This is a genomic window from Phaeovulum sp. (genome assembly GCF_041596715.1).
Lineage (GTDB): Bacteria > Pseudomonadota > Alphaproteobacteria > Rhodobacterales > Rhodobacteraceae > UBA6213.
This window is the reverse complement of the sequence record NZ_JBFHIA010000004.1, coordinates 1-21907: the sequence shown is the minus strand read 5'-3', so window position 1 is coordinate 21907 and position 21907 is coordinate 1. Positions and strand designations below refer to the sequence as shown.

Annotated in this window: 21 protein-coding genes; 10 read left to right on the top strand and 11 right to left on the bottom strand. The window is 62.6% G+C overall.

Annotated features, from left to right (window positions below; translation table 11 throughout):
* Positions 1-117 precede the first annotated feature (117 nt).
* The 3 genes from ABY403_RS00795 to ABY403_RS00785 are packed head-to-tail and all read left to right on the top strand — an operon-like array spanning position 118 to position 2551.
* The gene (locus tag ABY403_RS00795) at positions 118-846 is read left to right on the top strand and encodes a competence/damage-inducible protein A (protein ID WP_372837615.1); all 729 of its coding nucleotides are present in this window, start codon (positions 118-120) and stop codon (positions 844-846) included.
* A complete protein-coding gene (locus ABY403_RS00790) occupies positions 843-1568 on the top strand; it encodes a GNAT family N-acetyltransferase (protein ID WP_372837613.1) in 726 nt (241 codons plus the stop codon). The genes ABY403_RS00795 and ABY403_RS00790 overlap by 4 nt, the downstream gene beginning before the upstream one ends.
* Positions 1565-2551 carry an OmpA family protein gene (locus ABY403_RS00785; protein WP_372837611.1) on the top strand — a complete coding sequence of 329 codons (987 nt, stop codon included), beginning with the start codon at positions 1565-1567 and terminating at the stop codon, positions 2549-2551. The genes ABY403_RS00790 and ABY403_RS00785 overlap by 4 nt, the downstream gene beginning before the upstream one ends.
* Positions 2552-2598: 47 nt before the next feature.
* On the opposite strand, the gene ABY403_RS00780 is transcribed toward ABY403_RS00785, so the two are convergent.
* Complete coding sequence (locus tag ABY403_RS00780) at positions 2599-3504, bottom strand: LysR family transcriptional regulator (RefSeq protein ID WP_372837609.1); 906 nt, start codon at positions 3502-3504, stop codon at positions 2599-2601.
* Positions 3505-3770: 266 nt separating this feature from the next.
* Here ABY403_RS00780 and ABY403_RS00775 point away from each other — a divergent pair, with 266 nt between their 5' ends.
* Positions 3771-5789 (top strand): FAD-dependent oxidoreductase, encoded by a 2019-nt coding sequence (locus ABY403_RS00775; RefSeq protein WP_372837607.1) that lies wholly within the window; start codon positions 3771-3773, stop codon positions 5787-5789.
* Positions 5790-5824: 35 nt separating this feature from the next.
* Here the strand turns inward: ABY403_RS00775 and ABY403_RS00770 are convergent, their stop codons facing one another.
* From ABY403_RS00770 to ilvD, 4 genes are all read right to left on the bottom strand, one after another.
* On the bottom strand, positions 5825-6187 hold the full coding sequence (locus ABY403_RS00770; RefSeq protein WP_372837605.1) for a hypothetical protein: 363 nt from the start codon (positions 6185-6187) through the stop codon (positions 5825-5827).
* 7 nt (positions 6188-6194) lie between these two features.
* The gene (locus tag ABY403_RS00765; RefSeq protein ID WP_372837603.1) at positions 6195-6968 is read right to left on the bottom strand and encodes a DUF6478 family protein; all 774 of its coding nucleotides are present in this window, start codon (positions 6966-6968) and stop codon (positions 6195-6197) included.
* 118 nt (positions 6969-7086) lie between these two features.
* A complete protein-coding gene (locus tag ABY403_RS00760) occupies positions 7087-7731 on the bottom strand; it encodes a hypothetical protein (RefSeq protein WP_372837601.1) in 645 nt (214 codons plus the stop codon).
* Complete coding sequence (gene ilvD / locus ABY403_RS00755; protein WP_372837599.1) at positions 7712-9445, bottom strand: dihydroxy-acid dehydratase; 1734 nt, start codon at positions 9443-9445, stop codon at positions 7712-7714. Before ilvD ends, ABY403_RS00760 begins: the two co-directional genes overlap by 20 nt.
* An 81-nt stretch (positions 9446-9526) precedes the next feature.
* Between ilvD and ABY403_RS00750 the strand changes: the two genes are divergently transcribed.
* Both ABY403_RS00750 and smpB read left to right on the top strand, forming a co-directional pair.
* On the top strand, positions 9527-10384 hold the full coding sequence (locus tag ABY403_RS00750; protein WP_372837597.1) for an acyl dehydratase: 858 nt from the start codon (positions 9527-9529) through the stop codon (positions 10382-10384).
* A 63-nt stretch (positions 10385-10447) separates the two neighbouring features.
* Positions 10448-10921, top strand: coding sequence for an SsrA-binding protein SmpB (gene smpB / locus ABY403_RS00745; protein ID WP_372837595.1), 474 nt, complete (start codon positions 10448-10450; stop codon positions 10919-10921).
* A 34-nt stretch (positions 10922-10955) separates the two neighbouring features.
* On the opposite strand, the gene ABY403_RS00740 is transcribed toward smpB, so the two are convergent.
* On the bottom strand, positions 10956-12383 hold the full coding sequence (locus tag ABY403_RS00740) for a M20 family metallopeptidase (protein ID WP_372837593.1): 1428 nt from the start codon (positions 12381-12383) through the stop codon (positions 10956-10958).
* A gap of 141 nt (positions 12384-12524) precedes the next feature.
* Here ABY403_RS00740 and sseA point away from each other — a divergent pair, with 141 nt between their 5' ends.
* Both sseA and ABY403_RS00730 read left to right on the top strand, forming a co-directional pair.
* Complete coding sequence (sseA, locus tag ABY403_RS00735; RefSeq protein WP_372837591.1) at positions 12525-13382, top strand: 3-mercaptopyruvate sulfurtransferase; 858 nt, start codon at positions 12525-12527, stop codon at positions 13380-13382.
* Positions 13383-13390: 8 nt separating this feature from the next.
* Positions 13391-14575 carry an aromatic amino acid transaminase gene (locus ABY403_RS00730; RefSeq protein ID WP_372837589.1) on the top strand — a complete coding sequence of 395 codons (1185 nt, stop codon included), beginning with the start codon at positions 13391-13393 and terminating at the stop codon, positions 14573-14575.
* 62 nt (positions 14576-14637) lie between these two features.
* On the opposite strand, the gene ABY403_RS00725 is transcribed toward ABY403_RS00730, so the two are convergent.
* Together ABY403_RS00725 and ABY403_RS00720 are read right to left on the bottom strand one after the other, a co-directional pair.
* On the bottom strand, positions 14638-15996 hold the full coding sequence (locus ABY403_RS00725) for an ammonium transporter (RefSeq protein WP_372837587.1): 1359 nt from the start codon (positions 15994-15996) through the stop codon (positions 14638-14640).
* Positions 15997-16025: 29 nt separating this feature from the next.
* Entirely contained in the window at positions 16026-16364 is a 339-nt protein-coding gene (locus tag ABY403_RS00720; RefSeq protein ID WP_372837585.1) for a P-II family nitrogen regulator, read from the bottom strand.
* A gap of 267 nt (positions 16365-16631) precedes the next feature.
* Between ABY403_RS00720 and ABY403_RS00715 the strand changes: the two genes are divergently transcribed.
* Complete coding sequence (locus ABY403_RS00715) at positions 16632-18776, top strand: transglycosylase domain-containing protein (RefSeq protein ID WP_372837583.1); 2145 nt, start codon at positions 16632-16634, stop codon at positions 18774-18776.
* A gap of 33 nt (positions 18777-18809) precedes the next feature.
* Here the strand turns inward: ABY403_RS00715 and ABY403_RS00710 are convergent, their stop codons facing one another.
* The 3 genes from ABY403_RS00710 to ABY403_RS00700 all read right to left on the bottom strand — a co-directional run bounded on the left by ABY403_RS00710 (position 18810) and on the right by ABY403_RS00700 (position 21409).
* Positions 18810-19436, bottom strand: a complete 627-nt coding sequence (locus tag ABY403_RS00710) for a phospholipid-binding protein MlaC (RefSeq protein WP_372837581.1) — start codon at positions 19434-19436, stop codon at positions 18810-18812.
* Positions 19408-20136 carry a VacJ family lipoprotein gene (locus tag ABY403_RS00705; RefSeq protein ID WP_372837579.1) on the bottom strand — a complete coding sequence of 243 codons (729 nt, stop codon included), beginning with the start codon at positions 20134-20136 and terminating at the stop codon, positions 19408-19410. Before ABY403_RS00705 ends, ABY403_RS00710 begins: the two co-directional genes overlap by 29 nt.
* Positions 20137-20242: 106 nt before the next feature.
* On the bottom strand, positions 20243-21409 hold the full coding sequence (locus ABY403_RS00700; protein ID WP_372837578.1) for a lytic murein transglycosylase: 1167 nt from the start codon (positions 21407-21409) through the stop codon (positions 20243-20245).
* Positions 21410-21521: 112 nt separating this feature from the next.
* Between ABY403_RS00700 and ABY403_RS00695 the strand changes: the two genes are divergently transcribed.
* Positions 21522-21907 (top strand): hypothetical protein (locus tag ABY403_RS00695; protein WP_372837577.1); only part of this gene is annotated, 386 nt, incomplete at its 3' end.

The following is a 21907-nucleotide window of genomic DNA, read 5'->3' as shown; positions in this document are numbered from 1 at the left end:
CACGTGTATGCTCCAGTCTGCTCGTGCCCTAATTAGTCACAAAATGTCGCTTTGGCTAGGGTCGGGCTTTTCGACGCGCTGAGGCCGCCCTATACCAATGCAAAACGAGGATTGTTCATGGCGAACCCGACAGCCGCGGCGCTTATTATCGGTGACGAAATCCTGACCGGGCGCACCCGCGAAGGTAACGGCTTCTATCTTGCGGGCGAGTTGGCCAAGGCAGGGTTCGATTTGCGTGAAATCCGCGTGGTGGGCGACGATCATGACACCATTGTTGCCGCGGTCCGGGCGCTAAGCGCGACGCATGACCAGCTTTTCACCTCGGGCGGTATTGGCCCCACGCATGACGACATCACCGCCGATGCAGTGGCCGCGGCCTTTGGCGTGCCGATCGGGGTGCGCGAGGACGCGCGCGCGTTGCTGGCTGCGTTCTACGCCTCGCGCGGGGTCGAACTCAGCACTGCGCGGTTGCGCATGGCGCGGATTCCCGATGGTGCCACGCTGATTGAAAATCCGGTTTCAGTGGCCCCCGGTTTCAGTATCGGCAACTGCCACGTCATGGCCGGGGTGCCCAACATCTTTCAGGCGATGGTCGCATCGGTGCTGGCGCGGCTTGTCGGCGGCGCACCCTTAGTGACGCAAAGTTTGCGGGTGATGCGCGCCGAGGCGTCATTGGCCGAGCCATTATCCGCGCTGGCGGCAAGCTGGCCCGATCTTTCCTTGGGTTCTTATCCCTTTGTGCAAGACGGTATTTTCGGCTCCAATCTGGTGGTGCGCGGCACCGACCCCGCCCGTGTCGCAGCCGCCATGGACGCCCTGCGCGCCGCTTTTCCGGAGGGGCAATGACGCAGCGGCCTGATCTTTTTGAGGTGATCGACACGACTTGGCCAGCTGCGGCGCAGCATCGCGCCGGGGCGTTTCTGGTGCGCGAGGGGCGGGGCGGCGGCAAGCGGGTTTCGGCGGCAAGTGCTGTGGCACCATGGGGCGAGTCTGACATTGACGCGGCCATTGCCACACATAAGCGGCTGGGCCAGCCTGCGCTTTTCATGATCCGGGGGGACGAAGACGCGCTTGATGCGGCGCTTGCGGCACGGGGCTTTGACGTAGTTGACCCGGTGGCGATGCTGGCAGCACCTGTCGCGGCCTTGGCCACCGAGCGGCCTCCGCCGATTACAGCCTTTTGTCTTTGGCCGCCGCTTGCGATCATGCGCGACCTCTGGGCCGGGGAAGGCATCGGTCCCGGCCGACAGGCGGTGATGGACCGCGCCCCGGCGCCGAAATGCGCTGTTCTGGGCCGCGTTGCGGACCGCGCCGCAGGCGTGGGCTTTGTGGGTATTCACCGAGGGGTGGCGATGCTGCACGGGTTTCACGTGCTGCCAGAACTGCGCCGCAAGGGGCTTGCCCGGCACATGCTGCGCGAGGCCGCTTTCTGGGCAAGCGAAAATGGTGCCGATACGCTGTCACTTGTGGTGTTGCGAGAGAACGCAGCGGCGCTGGCGCTTTATCTTGGCGCTGGGCTCGCGGAGGTGCAGGGCTACCATTACCGCCTAGCGCCGGGCGCTGCATGATGGTGGCGCGGGCCATAATCTTGTTGGCGTTTGCCGCCTGCCTTGCCGCCTTCGCGATGCCCGTAGCCGCACAAATCACGCTATCTTTGCCCCTCGGGGCCGAGCAGACAGCTTCGCGGAACGAGGCTCTGGCCAGTTACGCGCTGCCGATTGCGGCTTGGGAGCCGGGAAAACCGCACCATTCGCTGCTGGAAGGCAGGCTTAGCCAGTCTGCTTGGCGGTTGCGCGATACCACTGCGTCCAGCCTGCAAATCCTGCGGGAGTTGCGCGCACAACTGCTTGCGGCAGGCTACGAGGTGATATTCGAATGCGATACTGATGTGTGCGGCGGGTTTGACTTTCGCTTTGCCATGCAGATTTTGCCCGAGCCGGAAATGCACGTGGATCTTGGCGATTTTCGCTACTTGGCAGCGGTGCGCGGCGCGGGTGAAGACGCCGAGCATCTGGCCTTGGTCGTTTCGCGTTCGACAGGGTCTGGTTTCGTGCATGTGACGCAGATCGGGCCGAGTGAGGCAGAGCCGCTCGCCCCTGTGATTGCGGCACCCGAACTGGCACCGGCGGCACCAACAGGCAACGCGCAAGGGTCTGTCGCCGCACCCGTATCGGTGGCAGAGCTTGCCGCGCTTTTGGAACAGGCCGGGCGTGCCACACTCGACGATCTGGAGTTCGATACCGGCGCATCCACACTCCACCCCAGCAGCTACGCCTCGCTGCGTGCACTTGCCGAATATCTTGCGGCGAACCCTGCGCGGCGCGTGGTGCTGGTTGGGCATACCGACGCCGTGGGCGATCTGGCCGCGAACATCGCCCTGTCGCGCAAGCGCGCCGAGGCAGTACGCACGCGGCTGATTGAGGTGCTGTCCGTGAACCCCGCACAGCTTGGCGCCGAGGGCGCAGGATGGCTTGCACCGCGTGACAGTAACCTGACGCCCGAAGGGCGCGCCAAAAACAGAAGGGTCGAGGTGGTTCTCACCTCGACCTGAGTTGGGACTGCGCGGGAGAACGCAGCGGAAAGGCTAAGCGCCGCGGGTTACCAGTTGTCTGGGCCCTTGTCGGCGAATGTCTGCGCCAGAAAGTCGATGAAGGCGCGAACCTTGGGCTGAGTGAATCGACCCGGCGGATAGACCGCGTAAATGCCAAGCGTTTCCATTGGCAGCCCCGGCATCGCCTCTTGCACGAGGCCCTGTTTCATCGCGTCGGCGTAAAGGAAGCTGGGCAGATAGGCGATGCCCAAGCCCGCAATTGCGGCGTGCAGCAAGCTCTGGCCGTCGTTCACGGTCAACCATCCGGCCGAGCGGACCTGCCGCTTTTCACCCGAAGGCGCGGTGATCTTCCAGACGTTGCCAGCGGCCTGGTTGGAATAATGCAGCAGCTTGTGGTCGTTGAGATCGTCGATTTTCTGCGGGTGGCCGTACTTTTTGAAATAGGACGGCGCGCCAATCATCCGCTTTGCGGTTTCGGTCAGCTTGCGGGCGCGCAGGGTGCTGTCTTCCAGCTCGCCCACCCGGATCGCCATGTCGAAGCCTTCCGAGATCAGCTCTACATAGCGGTTGTTGAGCACCATGTTCACGGTGATGTCGGGGAATTCTTGCAAAAAGTTGCCAAGCACGGGTGACAGCAGGTTTACGCCGAAATCGGTTGCGACCGATATTCGCAAAAGCCCGGTCGGCGCGATCTGCATCGAGGTGACAAGTGCGTCTGCCTCGCCAGCATCATTCAGCACTCGCCGGGCACGGTCATAATAGGCAAGGCCGATTTCTGTGGGGCTGACCCGCCGCGTTGTGCGGTTAAGCAACCGCGCGCCGAGGCGCGCTTCTAGCGCTGAGACATGTTTGGACACGGCAGACTTGGAAATGCCCATCTTCTTTGCCGCGTCAGTGAACCCTCCTTGGTCCACCACGGTGGCGAAAGCTTCCATTTCGGTCAGTCGGTCCATTGTACACCCATGCTCTACAGTACGTGCTTCGCTTCTGTATCGAGGTCAATTCGGGCGCAAATGGGGCTTGGGCGGGACAATGGCGGGGAATTTGCCGGGTTGGTAAAGCGAGGGGAAACGATCTGCGAGTGGCGGGCGCTGCTTTCCTTCCCTTGGCGCTTCTTGCTTACGATACGTATCGGATGAAGAAACCGCGCGTCTGACGCCGCGTTGAGCGTGACAATCGTCGCCACTGGCGGCAGGTTGAATCAGTCAGGGAGGACGCCATGAACCCATATCCGCAGATGCTTTCGCCGCTCGATCTGGGCCACGTGGTGCTGAAAAACCGTGTGCTGATGGGCAGTATGCACACCGGGCTTGAAGAAACCGGAGACTGGGACCGCGTTGCCGAGTTTTACGCGGCGCGTGCGCGCGGTGGTGTCGGGCTGATGGTCACCGGCGGCATGGCACCAAACCGCGAGGGTGGGGTGTTTCCGGGTGCTGCGGGGCTGTTTTCGGATGGCGACATCGCCAACCATCGCCGCGTTACCGAACGTGTGCATGACGCAGGTGGCCGCATCGCCATGCAGATCCTTCATGCGGGGCGCTATGCCTATGGGCCGGAATGTGTTTCTGCCTCGGCCATAAAATCACCGATCTCGCCTTTCGCACCGCGAGAACTGGACGAAGATGGGATAGAAAAACAGATTTCCGATATCGTCACCGCCGCCGTCCGCGCCCGCGAGGCGGGCTATGACGGGGTCGAGGTGATGGGGTCCGAGGGGTATTTCCTCAATCAGTTCCTCGTGCGCCATGTGAACCGCCGCACCGACCGCTGGGGCGGCAGCTACGAAAACCGTATGCGCTTGCCAGTTGAGGTGGTGCGGCGTGTGCGCGAGGCGGTGGGGCGCGATTTCATCGTGATTTATCGCATCAGCCTGATCGACCTCGTGCCCGAAGGCTCGACTTGGGACGAGGTGGTGCAACTGGCCAAGGCTATCGAGGGCGCGGGGGCAAGCATCCTCAACACCGGCATCGGCTGGCACGAGGCGCGGGTGCCCACAATCGCCACCTCGGTACCGCGCGCGGCCTTCACCTGGCTGACCGCGCGGTTGCGCCCAGAGGTTGGGATTCCGGTGATTGCCTCGAACCGCATCAATACACCTGAACTGGCCGAGACCATTCTGGCGGGTGGACAAGCCGATATGGTTTCGATGGCGCGGCCGTTCTTGGCCGACGCCGATTTTGTTGCGAAGGCCGAAGCGGGCCGCGCCGATGAAATCGCGCCCTGCATCGCCTGCAATCAGGCGTGCCTCGATCATACTTTTGCGGGCAAGATTTCGTCCTGCCTCGTCAATCCGCGCGCCGGGCACGAGACGGAACTGGTCGTTGCCCCTGCTGCAAATCCCAAGGCCATTGCGGTTGTTGGCGCAGGGCCCGCCGGGCTGGCTGCGGCCATTACCGCCGCAGGGCGCGGGCACCGCGTGACTCTTTTCGAGCGTAGCGCCGAGATCGGCGGGCAGTTGACGCTGGCGCGCGAAGTGCCCGGCAAGGAAGAGTTTCGCGGTCTTGTTCGTTGGTTTGCTACGATGATCGAGCGTTCGGGGGTAGAGTTGCGGTTGGGCCAAGAGGCCGCGCCAGATGCTTTGGCCGAATATGACGAGGTGATTCTGGCCACGGGTGTCAACGCCCGCGACCCCGGCATTGCAACGGACCCCGGCGCAAAGGTGCTGGGCTATGCCGAGGTGCTGCGCGGGGCCCCGGTGGGTTCGCGCGTGGCGATTGTTGGGGCAGGCGGAATTGGCTTTGATGTGGCGGAATACCTGACGCAGGCGGGCGAAAGCGCCACGCTGAATCCTGCCGAATGGATGCGCGAATGGGGCGTGGGCGACCCTGCCGCGAGCCCAGGCGGCCTTAGTGAGCCCGCGCCTGCGGCCCCGGCACGCGCCGTGACGCTGTTGCAGCGCAAGGCGGAAAAGCTGGGCCGCAAGCTGGGCAAGACCACCGGCTGGATCCACCGCGCGCAGCTGGCCGCGCGGGGCGTGAAAATGCTGGGCGGCGTGAATTACGAACGCATCGCGCCAGAAGGTCTGCATATCAGCTTTGGCGTTGCCCGCGAAAAACCGACGCTGATCGAAGCCGACACAGTGGTGCTGTGCGCCGGTCAAACCTCAAACCGCACACTGGCCGAGGCGTTGACCGCGAAGGGGCGCAGTTATCACATCATTGGCGGTGCCGATGTTGCGGGCGAACTGGATGCGAAACGGGCCATCGATCAGGGCACGCGCCTCGCGCTTGGGCTCTGAACGGCGGGTTTGGGCCAAAGGGTGCCGCGCCCCTGTTACGCGCCGGTTTCCACGCAATGCCGCCGAAAGGCGCGCTTGAGCATGTCGAGCTCTGCGCGCAAAAGGTCAATCTCGGCGCGCAGATCGTCTTCCAGCGGCACGCCGGTGACGATCGTGAAATGCGCCAGCGTCTCGCCGCTTGGCGCATCGGTCAAAAGAAAGGTCTGAACCCCGCTGCAAAGCACTTCGGGCGGTATGGGCAGGCTAAGCAGCCAGCGCCCCTCGCCATCGGGTTTCACCTCCAGCCCCGGCAGCGGCCGTTCCAGATGCGTAACTTGCAGCCCCTCTGCATCGGGTGCCGTCAGCACCGCTTCCCAGCGACCGGCGCGAATGCGCTGCATTTCTAGCGAATGGCCCATTCTGCCCTCACAATTCAGCGCGCGGATGGCGCGACAGAGTCAGATCACGGATCACGATCTGGTTCATTTCCGGCCCCTCGAAAATCAGGTCGATCCAGGCGCGTTCGACCCGCTTTTCGTTGATTTTACTATAGGCAAGGTCGAACTCGACCCAGACATCTTCTTGCGAAAGCGGCAGTTCGCGCACCAGTTGTTCGGTGTTCGGGCCGTGGCGCACATTGAGCCGCGCGAATATCTCTATCGGCCTTTCCAACGCGACCTTGCAATTCAGCCGGATCACGTGGTTGAGGCGCAACCCCTGCACGGCTTCAAGCGGCAGATCGAGCACCACCGAAAGAAAAGAGCCATCAAAGCTGAATACATCCAGTCGCAATCCGAACGGCGCAAGATCGGTTTCATCGCGGTTGCGAAGCTGGCGCGCTGTCAGTTCGCTGACCTCGCAATCATGAAACACCGTAGCCTCGGCACCCAGCATCGCGCGGCTGGCAACCGCGGCATGGCCGACCGGCACCACCGGCCCGCGCCAAAGTTCGGGCCGCCAAGCCCAATCGGTGCCAAGCGGGCGGCGGATGGCATCGGAGCCGATCAGCGGCAGCGTCAGCCGCTGGTCTGCAACGTGCAAGAGCCGATCAAGCTCGCGCCGCAATTGTACTGCGTCCTCGCGCAGGCTGCGCAACAGGCCAAGCCGCATCTTGTCGGCAAGCCGCGCCGCGCGGCGCCAGCGGGCCAAAGACCGCCGCTGTCCGAGCCTGTCGATGAAAGATTCGCTTTTGGTGTCCATCTTGGCCCGAGTATTGCGCAATCGTTACGCTAACAGAAACAGTTAACTCAAATCGTTTCAAAACTGCAAACGGTGCAAGTAGAAAATTGGCTTCCGGTTCGCCTTAGCAGAATTGAGTTCAAATTGCGGGCGAAAGACCGTTGGCTGCCCGCAGCGCCGCCGCGAAGTCATTGGCCAACATTCGCATGGTGGTGGTGTTCAACGGGTCTTCGGCCAAGCCCAGCACGGTAAATGAAACGATCCGACCCCGGATCTGCATCAACCCGCGCCAGTTGCGCGCCTGCACTGCGTTGGCACCTGATGGCGCGCTGTCGGTCAATTCAATCAGCAAGAGGTCGTCCGAAATCACCGTGCGCACGACTTTCACCGTTGCAGCATCGCCACTGCGCGAAAGTGCCGCACGCCCGGCTTCAGAGCGGAAGTAACTGTCGATCTGCTTGAAAGACTTTGCCAGTGGCTCGGCGCCGGGTGACGCAGGTGTGACCGAAGCGGTCAGAACCGCCCGTGCCGCAGGCCGCTCGACTGCCGCATCGCGCGAAAGTGAGGCGCAACTGCCCAACAGCACAAAGGCGTTTTCGCCCTCTTCATGGGTCTGCGTGGGGTCTACGCAAAAGCCGACCGGGCCAGCAATCACTGGCCCGTCCGATGCGAGGGCGATCATCGCAGGCGCATCTTTGCCACCGAAGGGCATCACGCAGCCCGCGCTGGCAAGTGCCGATGCAAATGCCAGCGCCAGCGATGCCTTACTGGTCCATATAGACATGCGTCTCGGCCTTGGCGCCGGGGTGGGTGACGGCACCGAAGCGTGTTGCGCCGACAAGGCGTGCGTATTTCCAAAGTGCGCCCGAAGCGTAGTCCGTAGCGCGCGGGCCTTTCCACTGCGTTTTGCGGGCGGCAAGTTCTTCGTCGCTGAGCGCAACTGAAATCTCGCCCTTGATCGCGTCGATGGTGATGACATCGCCATCTTTCAGCAGCGCAATCGGCCCGCCATGTGCGGCCTCAGGGCCAACGTGGCCCACGCAGAAGCCGCGTGTGGCGCCCGAGAAGCGGCCATCGGTGATCAGCGCAACCTTCTTGCCCATGCCTTGGCCTGAAAGCGCAGCGGTGGTGGCCAGCATTTCGCGCATACCGGGGCCGCCAGCGGGGCCTTCGTTGCGGATCACCAGCACATCGCCCACGTTATAGCTGCGCGCCTGCACCGCCTCGAACGCTTCTTCTTCGCATTCGAACACCCGGGCAGGGCCGGTGAAGACCTGATTTTCGGGTGCCATGCCCGCGACCTTCACAATCGCGCCCTCGGGGGCGATATTGCCCTTCAGGCCGACGACGCCCCCGGTTTTGGTGATCGGTGTGGCGACCGGATGGATCACCTTGCCATCGGGTTCGCCGCGAATGTCGTCAAGCTCTTCGCCCAAGGTGCGGCCCGACGCGGTCATGCAGTCGAGGTGCAAAAGACCGGCGCGCCCAAGTTCCTTTAGCACCACCGGCACGCCGCCTGCTTCGTAGAGGTCTTTGGCAACGTATTCGCCACCGGGGCGCAGGTTCACGAAATAGGGCGTGTCGTGGAAGATGTCGCAAACGTCAAACAGGTCAAAGTCGATCCCTGCCTCGTGTGCAATGGCGGGCAGGTGCAGACCGGCGTTGGTTGACCCGCCGGTGCAAGCCACGACGCGGGCTGCGTTTTCCAACGACTTGCGGGTAACGATATCGCGGGCGCGGATGTTTTTCTCGATCAGGTGCATCACCGAAACGCCCGAGGCATCGCCGTACTGATCGCGCGACTCATAAGGGGCGGGTGCGCCGGACGAGTTCATCAGCGCAAGGCCGATCGCCTCGGAAACACAGGCCATGGTGTTGGCGGTATATTGCCCGCCGCAGGCACCCGCACTGGGGCAAGCGAGTTTTTCCAGAATCGCAAGTTCGGCGTCAGACATGTTGCCTGCCTGATGCTGACCCACGGCCTCGAACACGTCCTGCACCACGATGTCGCGGCCGTTGAGCCGCCCCGGAAGGATCGAGCCGCCGTAGATAAAGACCGACGGCACGTTAAGCCGCACCATCGCCATCATCATGCCCGGCAGCGACTTGTCGCAACCGGCGATGCCTACCAGCGCGTCATAGCAGTGCCCGCGCATCGTCAACTCGACCGTATCGGCAATGGCATCGCGCGAGGCGAGCGAGCTGCGCATCCCTTCATGGCCCATGGCGATACCGTCGGTGACGGTAATGGTGGTAAACTCGCGCGGTGTGCCACCGCCCTTTTTCACGCCCATCTTGACCGATTGTGCCTGCCGGTTCAGCGCGATGTTGCAGGGCGCAGCCTCGTTCCAGCAAGTTGCAACGCCGACCCAAGGTTGGTGAATCTCTTCCTCGGTGATGCCCATGGCGTAGAAGTAGCTGCGATGTGGCGCGCGCGACGGGCCTTCGGTCACATGGCGCGAGGGCAGTTTCGATTTGTCAAAGCGGGCGTTTTTCATGAGCATTCTCCAGGAACTGGTTGGGTGAAGGCAATAATGCCCTGATGCCGACGGGGCAAGGAGATTGCGCCAACATCTGCCATGTCGCTGGGTGCGCGCCGCGTGCAACAGCTTGCGCAATTAGGGCGGTTTGCGCAGTCTGGCGGCATGGATGATGGCATCGGCAGAACGCAGCTCGAGCGTGACGAAATGGACCCGGCGCGGGCGGCGGCACTGGCCGCCGTGCTGGGGCAAGTGTTTGACCCCGCTGCACCTTTGCCGCCCTTTGCGCATCAGGTCTATTTCTGGCAAGCGTTGCCCGCGCCGCTGCTTGGGCGCGATGGGCACCCTGCGCGCGGCGGCTTCATCCCCGATCTGGGGTTGCCACGCCGAATGTGGGCGGGTGGGCGGCTGGAGTTTCTGGCCCCCCTGATGGCTGGGCGCGTGGCGGAAAAAACCACGGTGATCGAGGCTGTCACGCGCAAGGCGGGGCGCAGCGGGCCGCTTGGCTTTGTGACGCTGCGCCACGAGATACGTCAGGGCGGCGCGCATTGCCTGACCGAATGGCAGGATCTGGTCTACCGCGCAGACCCGCAGCCGGGCACGCCCCCGCCCGAAGCACCGCAAGCACCTGCCGGGGGCGAGGTGATGCGGCGGCGGTTTAGCACGGTCGATCTTTTCCGCTACTCGGCGCTCACCTTCAACGGCCACCGCATTCATTACGACCGGGATTATGCGCGCGAGGTTGAAGGTTACGGCGGGTTGGTAGTGCACGGCCCGCTGCTGGCGCAGTGGCTGATGCTGATTGCCGCAAAGCGATTAGGCAGGCTTGGCCGCTTCACGTTCCGCGGGGTATCTGCGGCGCTCGATTTCGAGGAATTGCGGTTCTGCCAAGACGGCGCGCTGCTATGGGTTGCCGGGCCGGACGGAAGGCTTTGCCTGAGCGCCGAGGCCGGGTGACATGAACAGCACCCGCGGGCTTCTCTGGACAGTTGCAGGCGGGAAGACTATCTCGGGGCGGTCATGGCCGCAAAATCAGACCCCAACTCCAAGACAATTGCCGAAAACCGCCGGGCGCGGTTCGATTATGCTATCGAAAGCGACATCGAGGCAGGAATCATTTTGACCGGGTCCGAGGTTAAGTCGCTGCGGATCGGGCAAAGCAATATTGCCGAAAGCTATGCATCGGTCGAAGGCGGCGAGTTGTGGCTGATCAACGCCTATATCGCCCCCTACATGCAGGCGGGCGTCTTTGGCCACGAACCGCGGCGCAGGCGCAAACTTCTGGTTTCCAAGAAAGAGCTGTCGCGGCTTTGGAATGCGGTTGGGCGCGAGGGCATGACCATCGTGCCGATCGTGATGTATTTCAACGATCGCGGCCGGGTGAAGCTGAAGATCGGCATCGCCAAGGGCAAGAAGCTGGCCGACAAGCGCCAGACCGAAGCCAAGCGCGACTGGGACCGCCAGAAGGCGCGGATCATGAAGCAGAACCACTGACGGGGGTGGGGGGGCGCTAAGCGCCCCCGCTAGCCTACAGCCCCGCCGGGCGCGGTTGAAGTGGCGGGGTGATGCCCTCGGGCAGCGGGCAGGTGTAGGGCGTGGTCGCCAGCCGCGCGCGGTGTTCGGCCTGCGCCTCGGCCAGAAGGCCCGGGGTAGTCAACAGCTTCTCGGCGCAGCGCGCCATCGCCTTGGCCGCGTGCACAAGCCCCTTGTGTGCGGCAGGCGATTTGCCTTGCGCGGTGACCTGCCAGCTATGCCCCGGAGAGCCTATGGCGTGGGTGGCCACAAGTGCTTGCACAAGTGGCACCTGCCAGCTGACATCGGCCACGTCGGTCGAGCCGATCAGAACCTCGCCATGCGGATAAAGCGGCACCACATAATCGCAAAGCGGCTCGTCAAAGCGCGGTGGCATGGCGACCACCTTGTAGGGCGAGGTGATTTCTTCGCGCGTCAGGGTTGCCTGAATGGCGCGGGCATAGGCGCGGTCGGCCTCGTCGAACGCAACGCCGCCAAGTTCCTCCAGCGCGGCTTGCATGGTGGCTTCCATCACGCTGTTGCCCATCATGTTGGAAACGGCCGAAACCACCTGCACATCGACCTCGGTGCCGGTCATCAGTGCCGCACCGCTGGCCACGTTCTTGACGCGCTCGACGATGGCCAGCATGTCGTGCAACTGCTTGGCGCGGACGAGATGGCGCACCTTGGCGCGGCCCTGAACCACGTTCGGCGCAGCGCCGCCCGCGTCGAGGTAGGCGTAATGCATCCGCGCGTCTTGCGGCACATGCTCGCGCAGGTAGTTGACGCCCACCGACATCAGTTCCACCGCATCAAGCGCCGAACGCCCGAGATGGGGGCTCATGGCGGCATGGCTGGTGCGGCCTGTGAAGGTAAAGTCGATGCGCATGTTGGCAAGGCTTACCGCGTCATCGACACGGGTGATCGGGTTCGGGTGCCAGGTGATGGCGGCATCGACACCGTCAAAGGCACCATCGCGCACCATGAAGGTTTTTGCGGCCCCACCTTCTTCAGCGGGACAACCGTAATAGCGCACGCGGCCGGGCGTGCCTGTGGCGGCAAGCCAGTCTTTCAACGCGCAAGCTGCCAGCAGCGACGCAGAACCCAACAGGTTGTGGCCGCAGCCATGGCCGTTGCCGCCCTTTTCCAGCTCGCGCGGTTCGGCCAGCCCCGCCTCTTGGCTAAGGCCCGGCAGCGCGTCATATTCGCCCAAGATGGCAATCAGCGGCCCACCCTCGCCCGCCTCGCCCATGACTGCGGTGGGAAGACCAGCAAGGTTTTCGGTTACGCGAAAGCCCTTCTCGCGCAGCATCGCCGCGTGTTCTGCGCAGGAACGATATTCTGCGTAAAGCGTTTCGGGGGTGCCCCAAACCCGGTCTGAAAGCCCGATCAGGTCAGGCGCGTGGGCCTCGACCGCATCCCAGATTGCTTCGCTGTTGCGCATCACATAGTTCCTTCGGCTGCATCGCTTTGGCGGCGAACAAAGCCCGAGCGCGCAGGATGTGCAACCGCCAATCGGACATGCCCGCACTTGCCTCCCCACGCCCTGCCGCGTAAGGCTTTGCCCGATCAGCGGGAGAGTGCCATGGCCTATGACGATCCAAAAACCCTCGTATCCACTGCGTGGCTCGAGACGCATCTGAAGAACCCGGACCTGAGGGTGATTGATGCGAGCTGGTTTTTGCCGACGTCGGGGCGCGATCCGAAGGCGGAATACGAGGCAAGCCACATTCCCGGCGCGCGGTTTTTCGATATTGACGAAATATCCGATACCCGTTCGACACTGCCGCATATGGCACCGCCGCCCGAAAAGTTCATCAGCCGTATGCGCGCCATGGGCATTGGCGATGGGCACCAGCTGGTTGTCTATGACACGGCAGGCGTTTTTTCGGCGCCGCGCGTGTGGTGGACGTTCCGACTGATGGGCAAGCACGATGTGGCCGTGCTCGACGGCGGGTTTCCCAAGTGGGTCGCCGAGGGGCGCGAGGTAGAGGATATGCCGCCCGTTCTGCGCGACCGTCACATAACCGTGCAACGTCACGCAGAGTTGGTGAAAGATGTCACGCAGGTTGCCGCAGCCTCGAAACTGGGCGATCACGAAATCATCGACGCCCGCGCGCCCGGGCGGTTTGAGGGTATAGACCCCGAGCCACGCCCCGGCCTGCGTGTAGGGCACATTCCGGGTTCGAAAAACGTGCATTTCGCCACGCTGCTGAACGCAGACGGCACAATGAAATCGCCCGACGCGCTGCGCGAGGTTTTCTTGGCGGCGGGGGTGGATTTGCGCAAGCCCGCGATCACCACCTGCGGTTCTGGCGTCAACGCTGCAATTCTGGCGCTGGCGCTGGAAATTGTCGGCCACCGCAACCACGCCGTCTATGATGGCGCTTGGGCGGAATGGGGCATGTTCAACGATCTCAAAGTCGCAACCGGAAAGGCGTGAGGGTCAAGATGCTGCACAATCTCAAACCGCAAACTCCCGACAAGATTCTGGCGCTGATGGGTATGCTCAAGGCCGATCCGCGACCGGTCAAGATCGACCTTGGCGTGGGCGTTTACAAAGACGCCAACGGGCTGACGCCCGTGATGCGCGCAGTCAAAGCCGCCGAAAAGCGGCTTTGGGAAAGTGAAACGACCAAAACCTACACGTCCTTGGCGGGCGAGCCTGCGTATCATGCCGCGATGGCCGAATTGATTCTGGGCGCGGGCTACCCGGCGGAACGGGTGGCGGCGCTGGCTACGGTAGGTGGCACGGGTGCTGTGCGGCAGGCGCTGGAACTGACGCGTATGGCCTCGCCCGATGCAACCGTCTGGGTTTCTGATCCGACTTGGCCGAACCATCTGTCGATCCTCAGCTATCTTGGCATCAAGACGCGGCTCTATCGCTATTTTGACGCGGAAACGCGCGGTGTCGATTTTGCAGGGATGATGGCCGATCTGGCGCAGGTGAAGGCAGGCGATGTGGTGCTGCTACACGGCTGCTGCCACAACCCGAGCGGTGCCAACCTGACGCTGCCCGAATGGGCAGAGGTAGCAACGCTGCTAGAGCGTAGCGGCGCGCTGCCTTTGGTGGACCTTGCCTATCAGGGATTTGGCGATGGGCTTGATGCTGACGCGGCAGGCACTCGCTTGCTAGCCGAGCGGCTGCCGCAGGTGCTGATCGCTGCCTCGTGCAGCAAGAACTTCGGCATTTATCGCGAGCGGACGGGTATCTTGCTGGCGATAACACCCGACAGCGCCACCCGCGATCTGGTGCAAGGCAATTTCGCCTTTCTCAACCGGCAGAACTATTCCTTCGCGCCCGATCACGGCTCGCGTCTGGTGACGATGATCCTGACCGATGCGGGCTTGCGCGCCGACTGGCAGGCAGAGCTGGAAGAGGTGCGGCTAGGTATGCTTGCCCTGCGCGAGCAACTGGCGGCTGAATTGCGGCGGCTATCGGGGTCGGACCGTTTCGGGTTTCTGGCGCAGCACCGCGGCATGTTTTCGCGTTTGGGGGCCACGCCAGAGCAGGTCGAGCAGATGCGGGTAGAGAACGCGATCTACATGGTCAGCGACAGCCGCCTCAACATCGCAGGCTTGAACACCAAGACGGTTCCGATTCTGGCGCAGGCGATCATCGCCGCCGGGGTCTGATGCCCTATCCACAATAGAAAAGGCGGGGCCTGAGCCCCGCCTTACCTGCCCTTCCACTTGGATCAGGAGTGGTAGGCGCTTTCGCCGTGTGTCGTAAGGTCGAGCCCCTGACGTTCGTCGTCGGAGGAAACCCGCAGGCCGGTGATCGCTTTGACGATGTAGAGCAGCACCAGCGAGCCTACACCGGCCCAGACGATGGTCAGCAGCACCGCTTTGATTTGGATGAACACCTGCGCTGCGATCGAAAAGTCGTCGCCGCCGACGCCGCCGAATGCGGGCGACATCAGGATGCCGGTGCCGATCGCACCGACGATGCCGCCAACGCCGTGCACGCCGAACACGTCGAGGCTGTCATCGTAGTTGAACATCGCCTTGACCTTGGTCACGAAGAAGTAGGCGATCGGCGAGACCACGAGGCCCAGCAGAATGGCGCCCACCGGGCCAGAGGTGCCGCAGGCCGGGGTAATGGCAACCAGACCAGCAACCATGCCCGATGCTGCGCCCAGACCCGAGGCCTTACCGCGGAAGATCCGCTCGACCGCGGCCCAGCTGACGATGGCGGCAGCCGTAGCAACGAAGGTGTTCAGAAGCGCAAGCGTGGCACCCGAAGTGGCTTCGAGGTTGGACCCGGCGTTGAAGCCGAACCAGCCAACCCACAGCATCGCCGCGCCGACCATGGTCAGCGTCATCGAGTGGGGTGCCATGTTGTCTTTGCCATAGCCGATGCGCGGGCCAACGACGTAGGCTGCGACAAGGGCAGTGACGCCTGCGTTGATGTGCACAACCGTGCCGCCTGCAAAGTCCACAGCGCCCCAGTTGAAGATCAGGCCCGAACCGTCCCAAACCATATGCGCGATCGGGAAGTAGATGACCGTCACCCAAAGCACGGTGAACAGAATAACCGCCGAGAACTTGATGCGTTCGGCAAAGGCGCCGACGAACAGGGCGGGGGTGATGGCTGCAAAGGTCATCTGGAAGGCGATGAACACGTATTCAGGAAGCATCACGCCATCGGTAAAGGTTGCGGCGAGGCTGTCTGTCGTAACCCCGGCAAGGAACAGCTTGCCGGTGCCGCCCCAGAAGGGAGAGGTGCTGCCGCCGAAGGCGAACGAATAGCCATAAAGCACCCAGATGATCATCACGATGGCGGTGATCATCGTGGTTTGCATCAAGATCGAGAGCATGTTCTTGGTGCGCACGAGGCCGCCATAGAACAGCGCCAGCCCCGGAATGATCATGAACAACACCAGAAGCGATGCGGTCATCATCCAAGCCACGTCGCCCTTGTCCACGATGGGCGCTGCTGCTTCGGTCATCGCCTCGACCATTTCGGCGGCGGGTGCCGCATCCTGCGCGAAGGCAGGAAGGGCCAGTGCGGCAAGCGCCGCAGCAAGGCCCGGGAGTTTTGCAAGTTTAGTCATCTTCATTTCATCCCCTTTTGCGGCCACCCTTAGAGCGCCTCGTCATTCACGTCGCCGGTGCGCACCCGCACCGCCTGCGCCACGTCCAGCACGAAGATTTTGCCGTCGCCGATTTTCTGCGTGCGCGCGGTTCGCGCGATGGTTTCCACCACCTCGTCGGCCAGCGCGTCGGTGACTACGATTTCGAGTTTGATTTTCGGCACGAAGTTCACGGCGTATTCGGCACCGCGGTAAATCTCGGTATGACCCGACTGTGCGCCAAAGCCCTTGATCTCGGATACCATCATGCCGCGCACGCCGATCGTGGTGAGCGCTTCGCGCACCTCGTCGAGCTTGAACGGCTTGATTGCTGCAATGATGAGTTTCACGTCGTCATCCCTTCCTCTGACAGCCCTCGACGCCTCAGGTCGGGCATCGCTGGGACCAAAGGTCGCGGAATACCGCCGTCACACAAGGCTCGCGGCATGTTCGAAGGGGGTAGAATCCGGCTTAGTTGCACAATTTTTGCACAACAGAAGCCGCGTGCACAAAAAATAGGCGATAGCAAAAGCGAATCACCACGCAAAGCTTCTCCACATTCCATGGGGCGGGATGTAAGCTAGCGGCCAAGAAACGGGCAGGCATGCGGGTAAGAGATGGCATTTAAGGGCGGAAGGCGGCCCCTTGTTGCAGACAGGCGCTACGTGGCCTCCAAGCCGCAGCCCGCGAAAGCGGCGTCGAAACCGGCTGCGAAAAAGCCTGCGCGCGCTCCTGCGCGTCGCCGCTACCGCAACCCGATCGTGGCGGCAATCGCTTGGATATGGCGTTCCATCTGGCGCTTGATATGGGGCATCGGCTGGCGGCTGGGGCTGGCAGGCGCGCTTATTCTTGCAGGCACCGTATTCTACTTCATGGCGCAACTGCCTGCGCTTGACGGGCTGCTTGATGCGCGCCAGCGCGGTTCGGTCACGATGCTTGACCGCGATGGCAAGGTGTTTGCGTGGCGTGGCGAAACCTTTGGTGGCCAGATCACCGCCGAAACCGTTTCGCCCTATCTGAAAAACGCAATCGTCGCGACGGAAGACAAGCGCTTCTATGGCCATCTCGGGATCAGCCCGCGCGGTATTGCCAGCGCGATACGCATCAACCTGAGCGAAGGTCGTGGCCCGTTGCAAGGAAACGGTGGCTCGACCATCACGCAGCAGGTCGCAAAACTTTTGTGCCTTGGTGTGCCCTATGACGTGGCCAAATGGAAAACCGAAGCCGAGTATGAGGCCGACTGCCGCAAAGGCAGCGTCTGGCGCAAGGTAAAGGAAATCCCCTTCGCCTTCGCGCTAGAGGCGAAATACACCAAGAACGAAATCCTGACGATCTACCTTAACCGCTCGTATCTCGGTGCGGGCGCGCGCGGGTTTGAGGCCGCGAGTCAGCGCTACTTTGGCAAATCGGCTGCCAATGTAACTCCCGCCGAGGCGGCGATGCTGGCTGGGCTGCTGAAGGCACCCTCGCGCTATGCCCCCACATCGAACCTGCAACGCGCGCAAGACCGGGGCGCGCTGGTGCTGGGGTTGATGCACGATCAAGGCTTTCTGAAGAACGTGGAATATGACGAAGCAATCGCCAACCCGGCGCAGCTGTCGCAGGCAGCGGCGGCACGGGCGGGCGGGTTTTTTGCAGATTGGGTGATGGAATCGGGGCCGTCGTTCCTGACCCGCGAAACCACCGAGGACGTGATTATCTCTACCACCTTTGATCAGCGCATCCAGACCGCCGCCGAAACCGCGCTGATCGAGGTGTTTGATGCCAAGCTGCGCGAAGGCAGCGAAACGCAGGCAGCGATTGTGGTCATGTCGGCAGATGGCGCGGTGCGCGCCATGGTGGGTGGGCGCAAGACGCCGAACGCGGGCGATTTCAACCGCGCCACACAGGCGCTGCGGCAGACAGGCTCGACGTTCAAGCCTTTCATCTACGCAGCAGCGCTCGACATGGGCTATACGCCCGACAGCATCATTCTAGACGCGCCGCTGACCATAGACGTGCCCGGCTCTGGCCTGTGGTCGCCTGAAAACTATACGAAAGAATACGCAGGCGAGGTCACGCTGGCCACGGCACTTGAACGCTCGCTCAACACCGCCGCGGTGCGGCTGTCCGAGGCGGTCGGGCGCGACGCGGTGCGGACGGTGGCCAACCAGTTCGGTTTTGCATCAACAATGGCAGAAGGCCCTGCACTTGCGCTGGGGGTTTCGGAATCGACGCTGCTGGAAATGACCGGGGCATATGCGGGTATTCTGAACGGCGGCACATCTGTGCGCCCCTACGGGCTGATAGAGCTGCGCCTGCAGGGCGATGATGTACCACTGATCGGTCAGGCAGGTGGTTTGGGTGAACGGGTCATTTCCCCCACGGCTGCCGCCGAACTTATCTGGATGATGCAGCAGGTGATCGAACAGGGCAGCGGCGCGCGTGCGCGCCTGCCCGACCGTCAAGCGGCAGGAAAGACCGGCACGACCTCATCGGCGCGCGATGCGTGGTTTGTCGGGTTTACGGCTGACTATGTTGTGGGCGTCTGGATGGGCTATGACAACAACACACCCTTGACCGGCGTTACCGGGGGCGGCCTGCCTGCCGAAATCTGGAAAGCGGTGATGCTGAAGGTGAATGAGGGCCTGCCTGCACGGCCACTTCCCGCCGCAAGCCCTGAAAGCTGGCGCGCCTCGCCAAGCGTAGTGGCCCCTGCAACCGGAAACAGCGGCACCAGCGACCCGATTGGGCGTTTGCTGCGAGAAATATTCGGCGGCTGAGCCTAAAGCGTCAGATCGCGCGGGCAATCGGCCTTAGCCAAGCGCGCGCAGATCGGCGATGAAGGCGTTGATGTCGCCCCGGCGGCGGTCGAGCATGGCGCCCATTTCCACCCGCTCGGAGTTCAGCAGATCGACACCTTCGATCACGATGTTGAAAAACAGATCCCGCCCAGACGCGCCCGACACATACCAAAGCAACTCGAACGGTGCCGTGCCCTGCAAGTGGGCGACCGAGCGCACTTCGTAAAAGCTTTTCAGCGGCCGAGAACCGGTAATGTCGATCTGTGCACCGATAAACTCGCGAAAGCGGCGGCCATATTTGTGCGAGATGTAGATACCGAAGGCCCGGGTGTATTCGCTCATCTGTGCGGCGGTGGCCTGCCGTGCGGCAGCGCCCAGCGTGGTGCGCGCAATCGTCGTCACATCGGCGTAGCGTGTGAAAACACCCTCGAAATCGGCCAGCATCCGCGCCTCGGACCGGCCCGAATTGATGATTTCGTTTACGTCGGCAAGCGCGCGGTCAATCAGCGCGCGTGCACTGGCATCGTCAAGCGCGAAGGCCGGGCGCGGCACCGCCACCAGCGCGAAGCCTGCCGCGACGCTGGCGGCAAAGCTGCGCCGGGTCAGGGTTTTATTCGGCATAGGGGTCAAAAACGTCATCATCACTCGTTGCTCCCAGCGCAAATCGGCGGTTTTGCAGATAGATCAGCCGCGCTTGGGCATAGCTGTCGGCGCTGCCCTGCAACATATCGCTGACCGAACCTGCATAGCGCAGTTTACCCGCCGCGTTACCAGCCCCGCGCAACACACGCACGGCATTGTGTTCACGCTCCGTCAACACCGTTCCAAGCGGGTCGAGGAAGAAATCCACGACCTTTCCTGCGGCGTCACGCTCGGTCGAAGGGCCGATGACCGGCAGTTCCAGATAGGCACCTTCACCCACGCCCCAGACATAAAGCGTTTCACCGAAATCGGTGTATTGCTCGGGCAGATCAAACGAGGTGCCCGCCGCATCGAACAGCCCGCCAACGCCAAAGGTCGTGTTGACCACAAGCCGCAGCGTGTTCATCACCGCAGGCTCGATCCGGCCTTGCAGCAGTGAGTTCAGGATCTTGTTTGGCAGCCCCAGATTGGCCGCGAAGTTTGCCGCGACCTTTGTAACGGGCCCGCCATCGCTATCGCCATCAACCATTCCCGCAACTGCATTGCTGAGCGCGAGGTTGAACTCATGCGTCTGGCGGTTGGATTGCTCATAGGGGTCATTGATGCCGCTGGCGACCTGCTGCTCGGCGCAGCTCACCAGCAAGCTGACCGCTAGCAGCGGCACGGCAAGGCGAAAATGGCGAGGCAGCTGTGGCATGTCTGACCCCCGGCGGCGCTTAACTCGTGGCTTCATGAATAAATTGTAACACAGCATGGCTTTGAAAACCCCTGCAACTTGAAAAAGTACACGCACGCCGTATCGGTCAGAGCCGCGCCAGCAGATCCGGCGTTGGCCAAGCATCGGCAGGAAGCCCTAGTCGCGCCTGTTCTTTTTGCACCGCAGCACGTGTCAGTGCGCCCAGAATACCGTCGATATCGCCAACGTCATGGCCGCGCGCCACGAGTTTTGATTGCAGCGCCTTCATGTCTTCAAGGCTCAAAAGCGGGTCTGGGTTGCCTGCCTGATAGACCGGCGCGCCAAGCAGGCGCGTCGCATAATAGGCGGCGGTGGTGACATAGGCAAAGCTCTGGTTCCATTCGAACAGCACCGAAAAGTTCGGGTAGGCCATGAAGGCCGGTCCCTTGCGGCCCATTGGCAGCACAACCGAACCCTTCAGCCCGCGCGCCAGTGCCCCTTCACGCGCGCGCACCCCACGTTCGGCCCAGTCGGCGGTGGAAAGCTGGGTTTCCAACCCGGTTTCTGCCCAGTCGAGCCCATCGGGTACCACGATTTCCTGCAACCACGGTTCGTTCGCGCGCCAGCCAAGGCTTTGCAGCATCTTCGCGCCCGATAGCAGCGCATCGGCGGCGGAACCGCGCAAGTTGACGTGGCCATCGCCATCGCCATCGACGCCGTTACGCTCGATGTCGAGCGGCAGCATCTGCACCTGCCCGATCTCGCCCGCCCAAGCGCCAACCCCGGCAATATCGAAATCACCCCGCGCGAAAAGCCGCGCGGCGGCCATGATTTGCGGCCGGAAAAGTTCGGGTCGGCGGCAATCATGCGCCAATGTCACCAGCGCGTCGCGCGTGTTGAAATCGCCCTGAAACGCGCCGAAATCAGTCTCTAGCCCCCAAAATGCAGTCAGCACCCCGCGCGATACCCCGTAGTCTGCCTCGACACGGTTAAAAATGGCGGCGTATTTGGCCAAGTTCGCCGTGCCTACCTGCATCCGGTTCTGGCTGACGAGCAGGCGCGAAAACTCTATGAAATCTTTACGGAAAAAGCTTTGCGCGCGGTCGGCGCGCAGCACCCGCGCGTCTTGCACCACGCCTGACAGAAAGGCATCGGCTTGCCCTGCGCTCAGGCCCTCTGCGCGGATTTCTGTTTTGAGCGCGGCCACGAAATCTGAAAAATTGCCGCCGCACTGGGCGCTTGCGGGGCTGGCGATCGCGGCAAGAAGGGCAAAGGCGGGCAAGAACGGACGCATAGGCACCTCGTTATGATACATCTCCCGCACAGTATCACCGCACCACGTGCTGGCAACCCGCCGCTCGTGGCCGCAATGGCACGACAGCCGCAAATCGGTAAAAAGCACGGGAGTGTCACTTGATTTTTACAAAGCGCGCCGCATCCTTGCCTGCGACCTGACGGAGCCGAACATGGAAATCCTGCCCAAAGATGTGGTTGCCGCGTTGCGTGCCGCCGAAAACAAGGCGGCGCGCCGCCGCGGCCGATTGCAGGTTGTGGCAGGCGGTCAAAGCTATGCAGTCGTGCGCCGCTGGAAGGGCGGGTTCGCGCTTGACGCATCCGAGGTGGCGCAGTTGCGGGGGCTGGTCGAACTGCACGAAGGCGGGCGCCACATGGCAACCTGCCTGATCGTCGCCTCGGCAGTAGAGGCAGGCGAACTGATCTGCACCGCAAAGCGCGAAACAGCGGTGCGTGACCGCGCTCCGCTAGACTTCGCGCGCGATGAGACAGCGCCCGT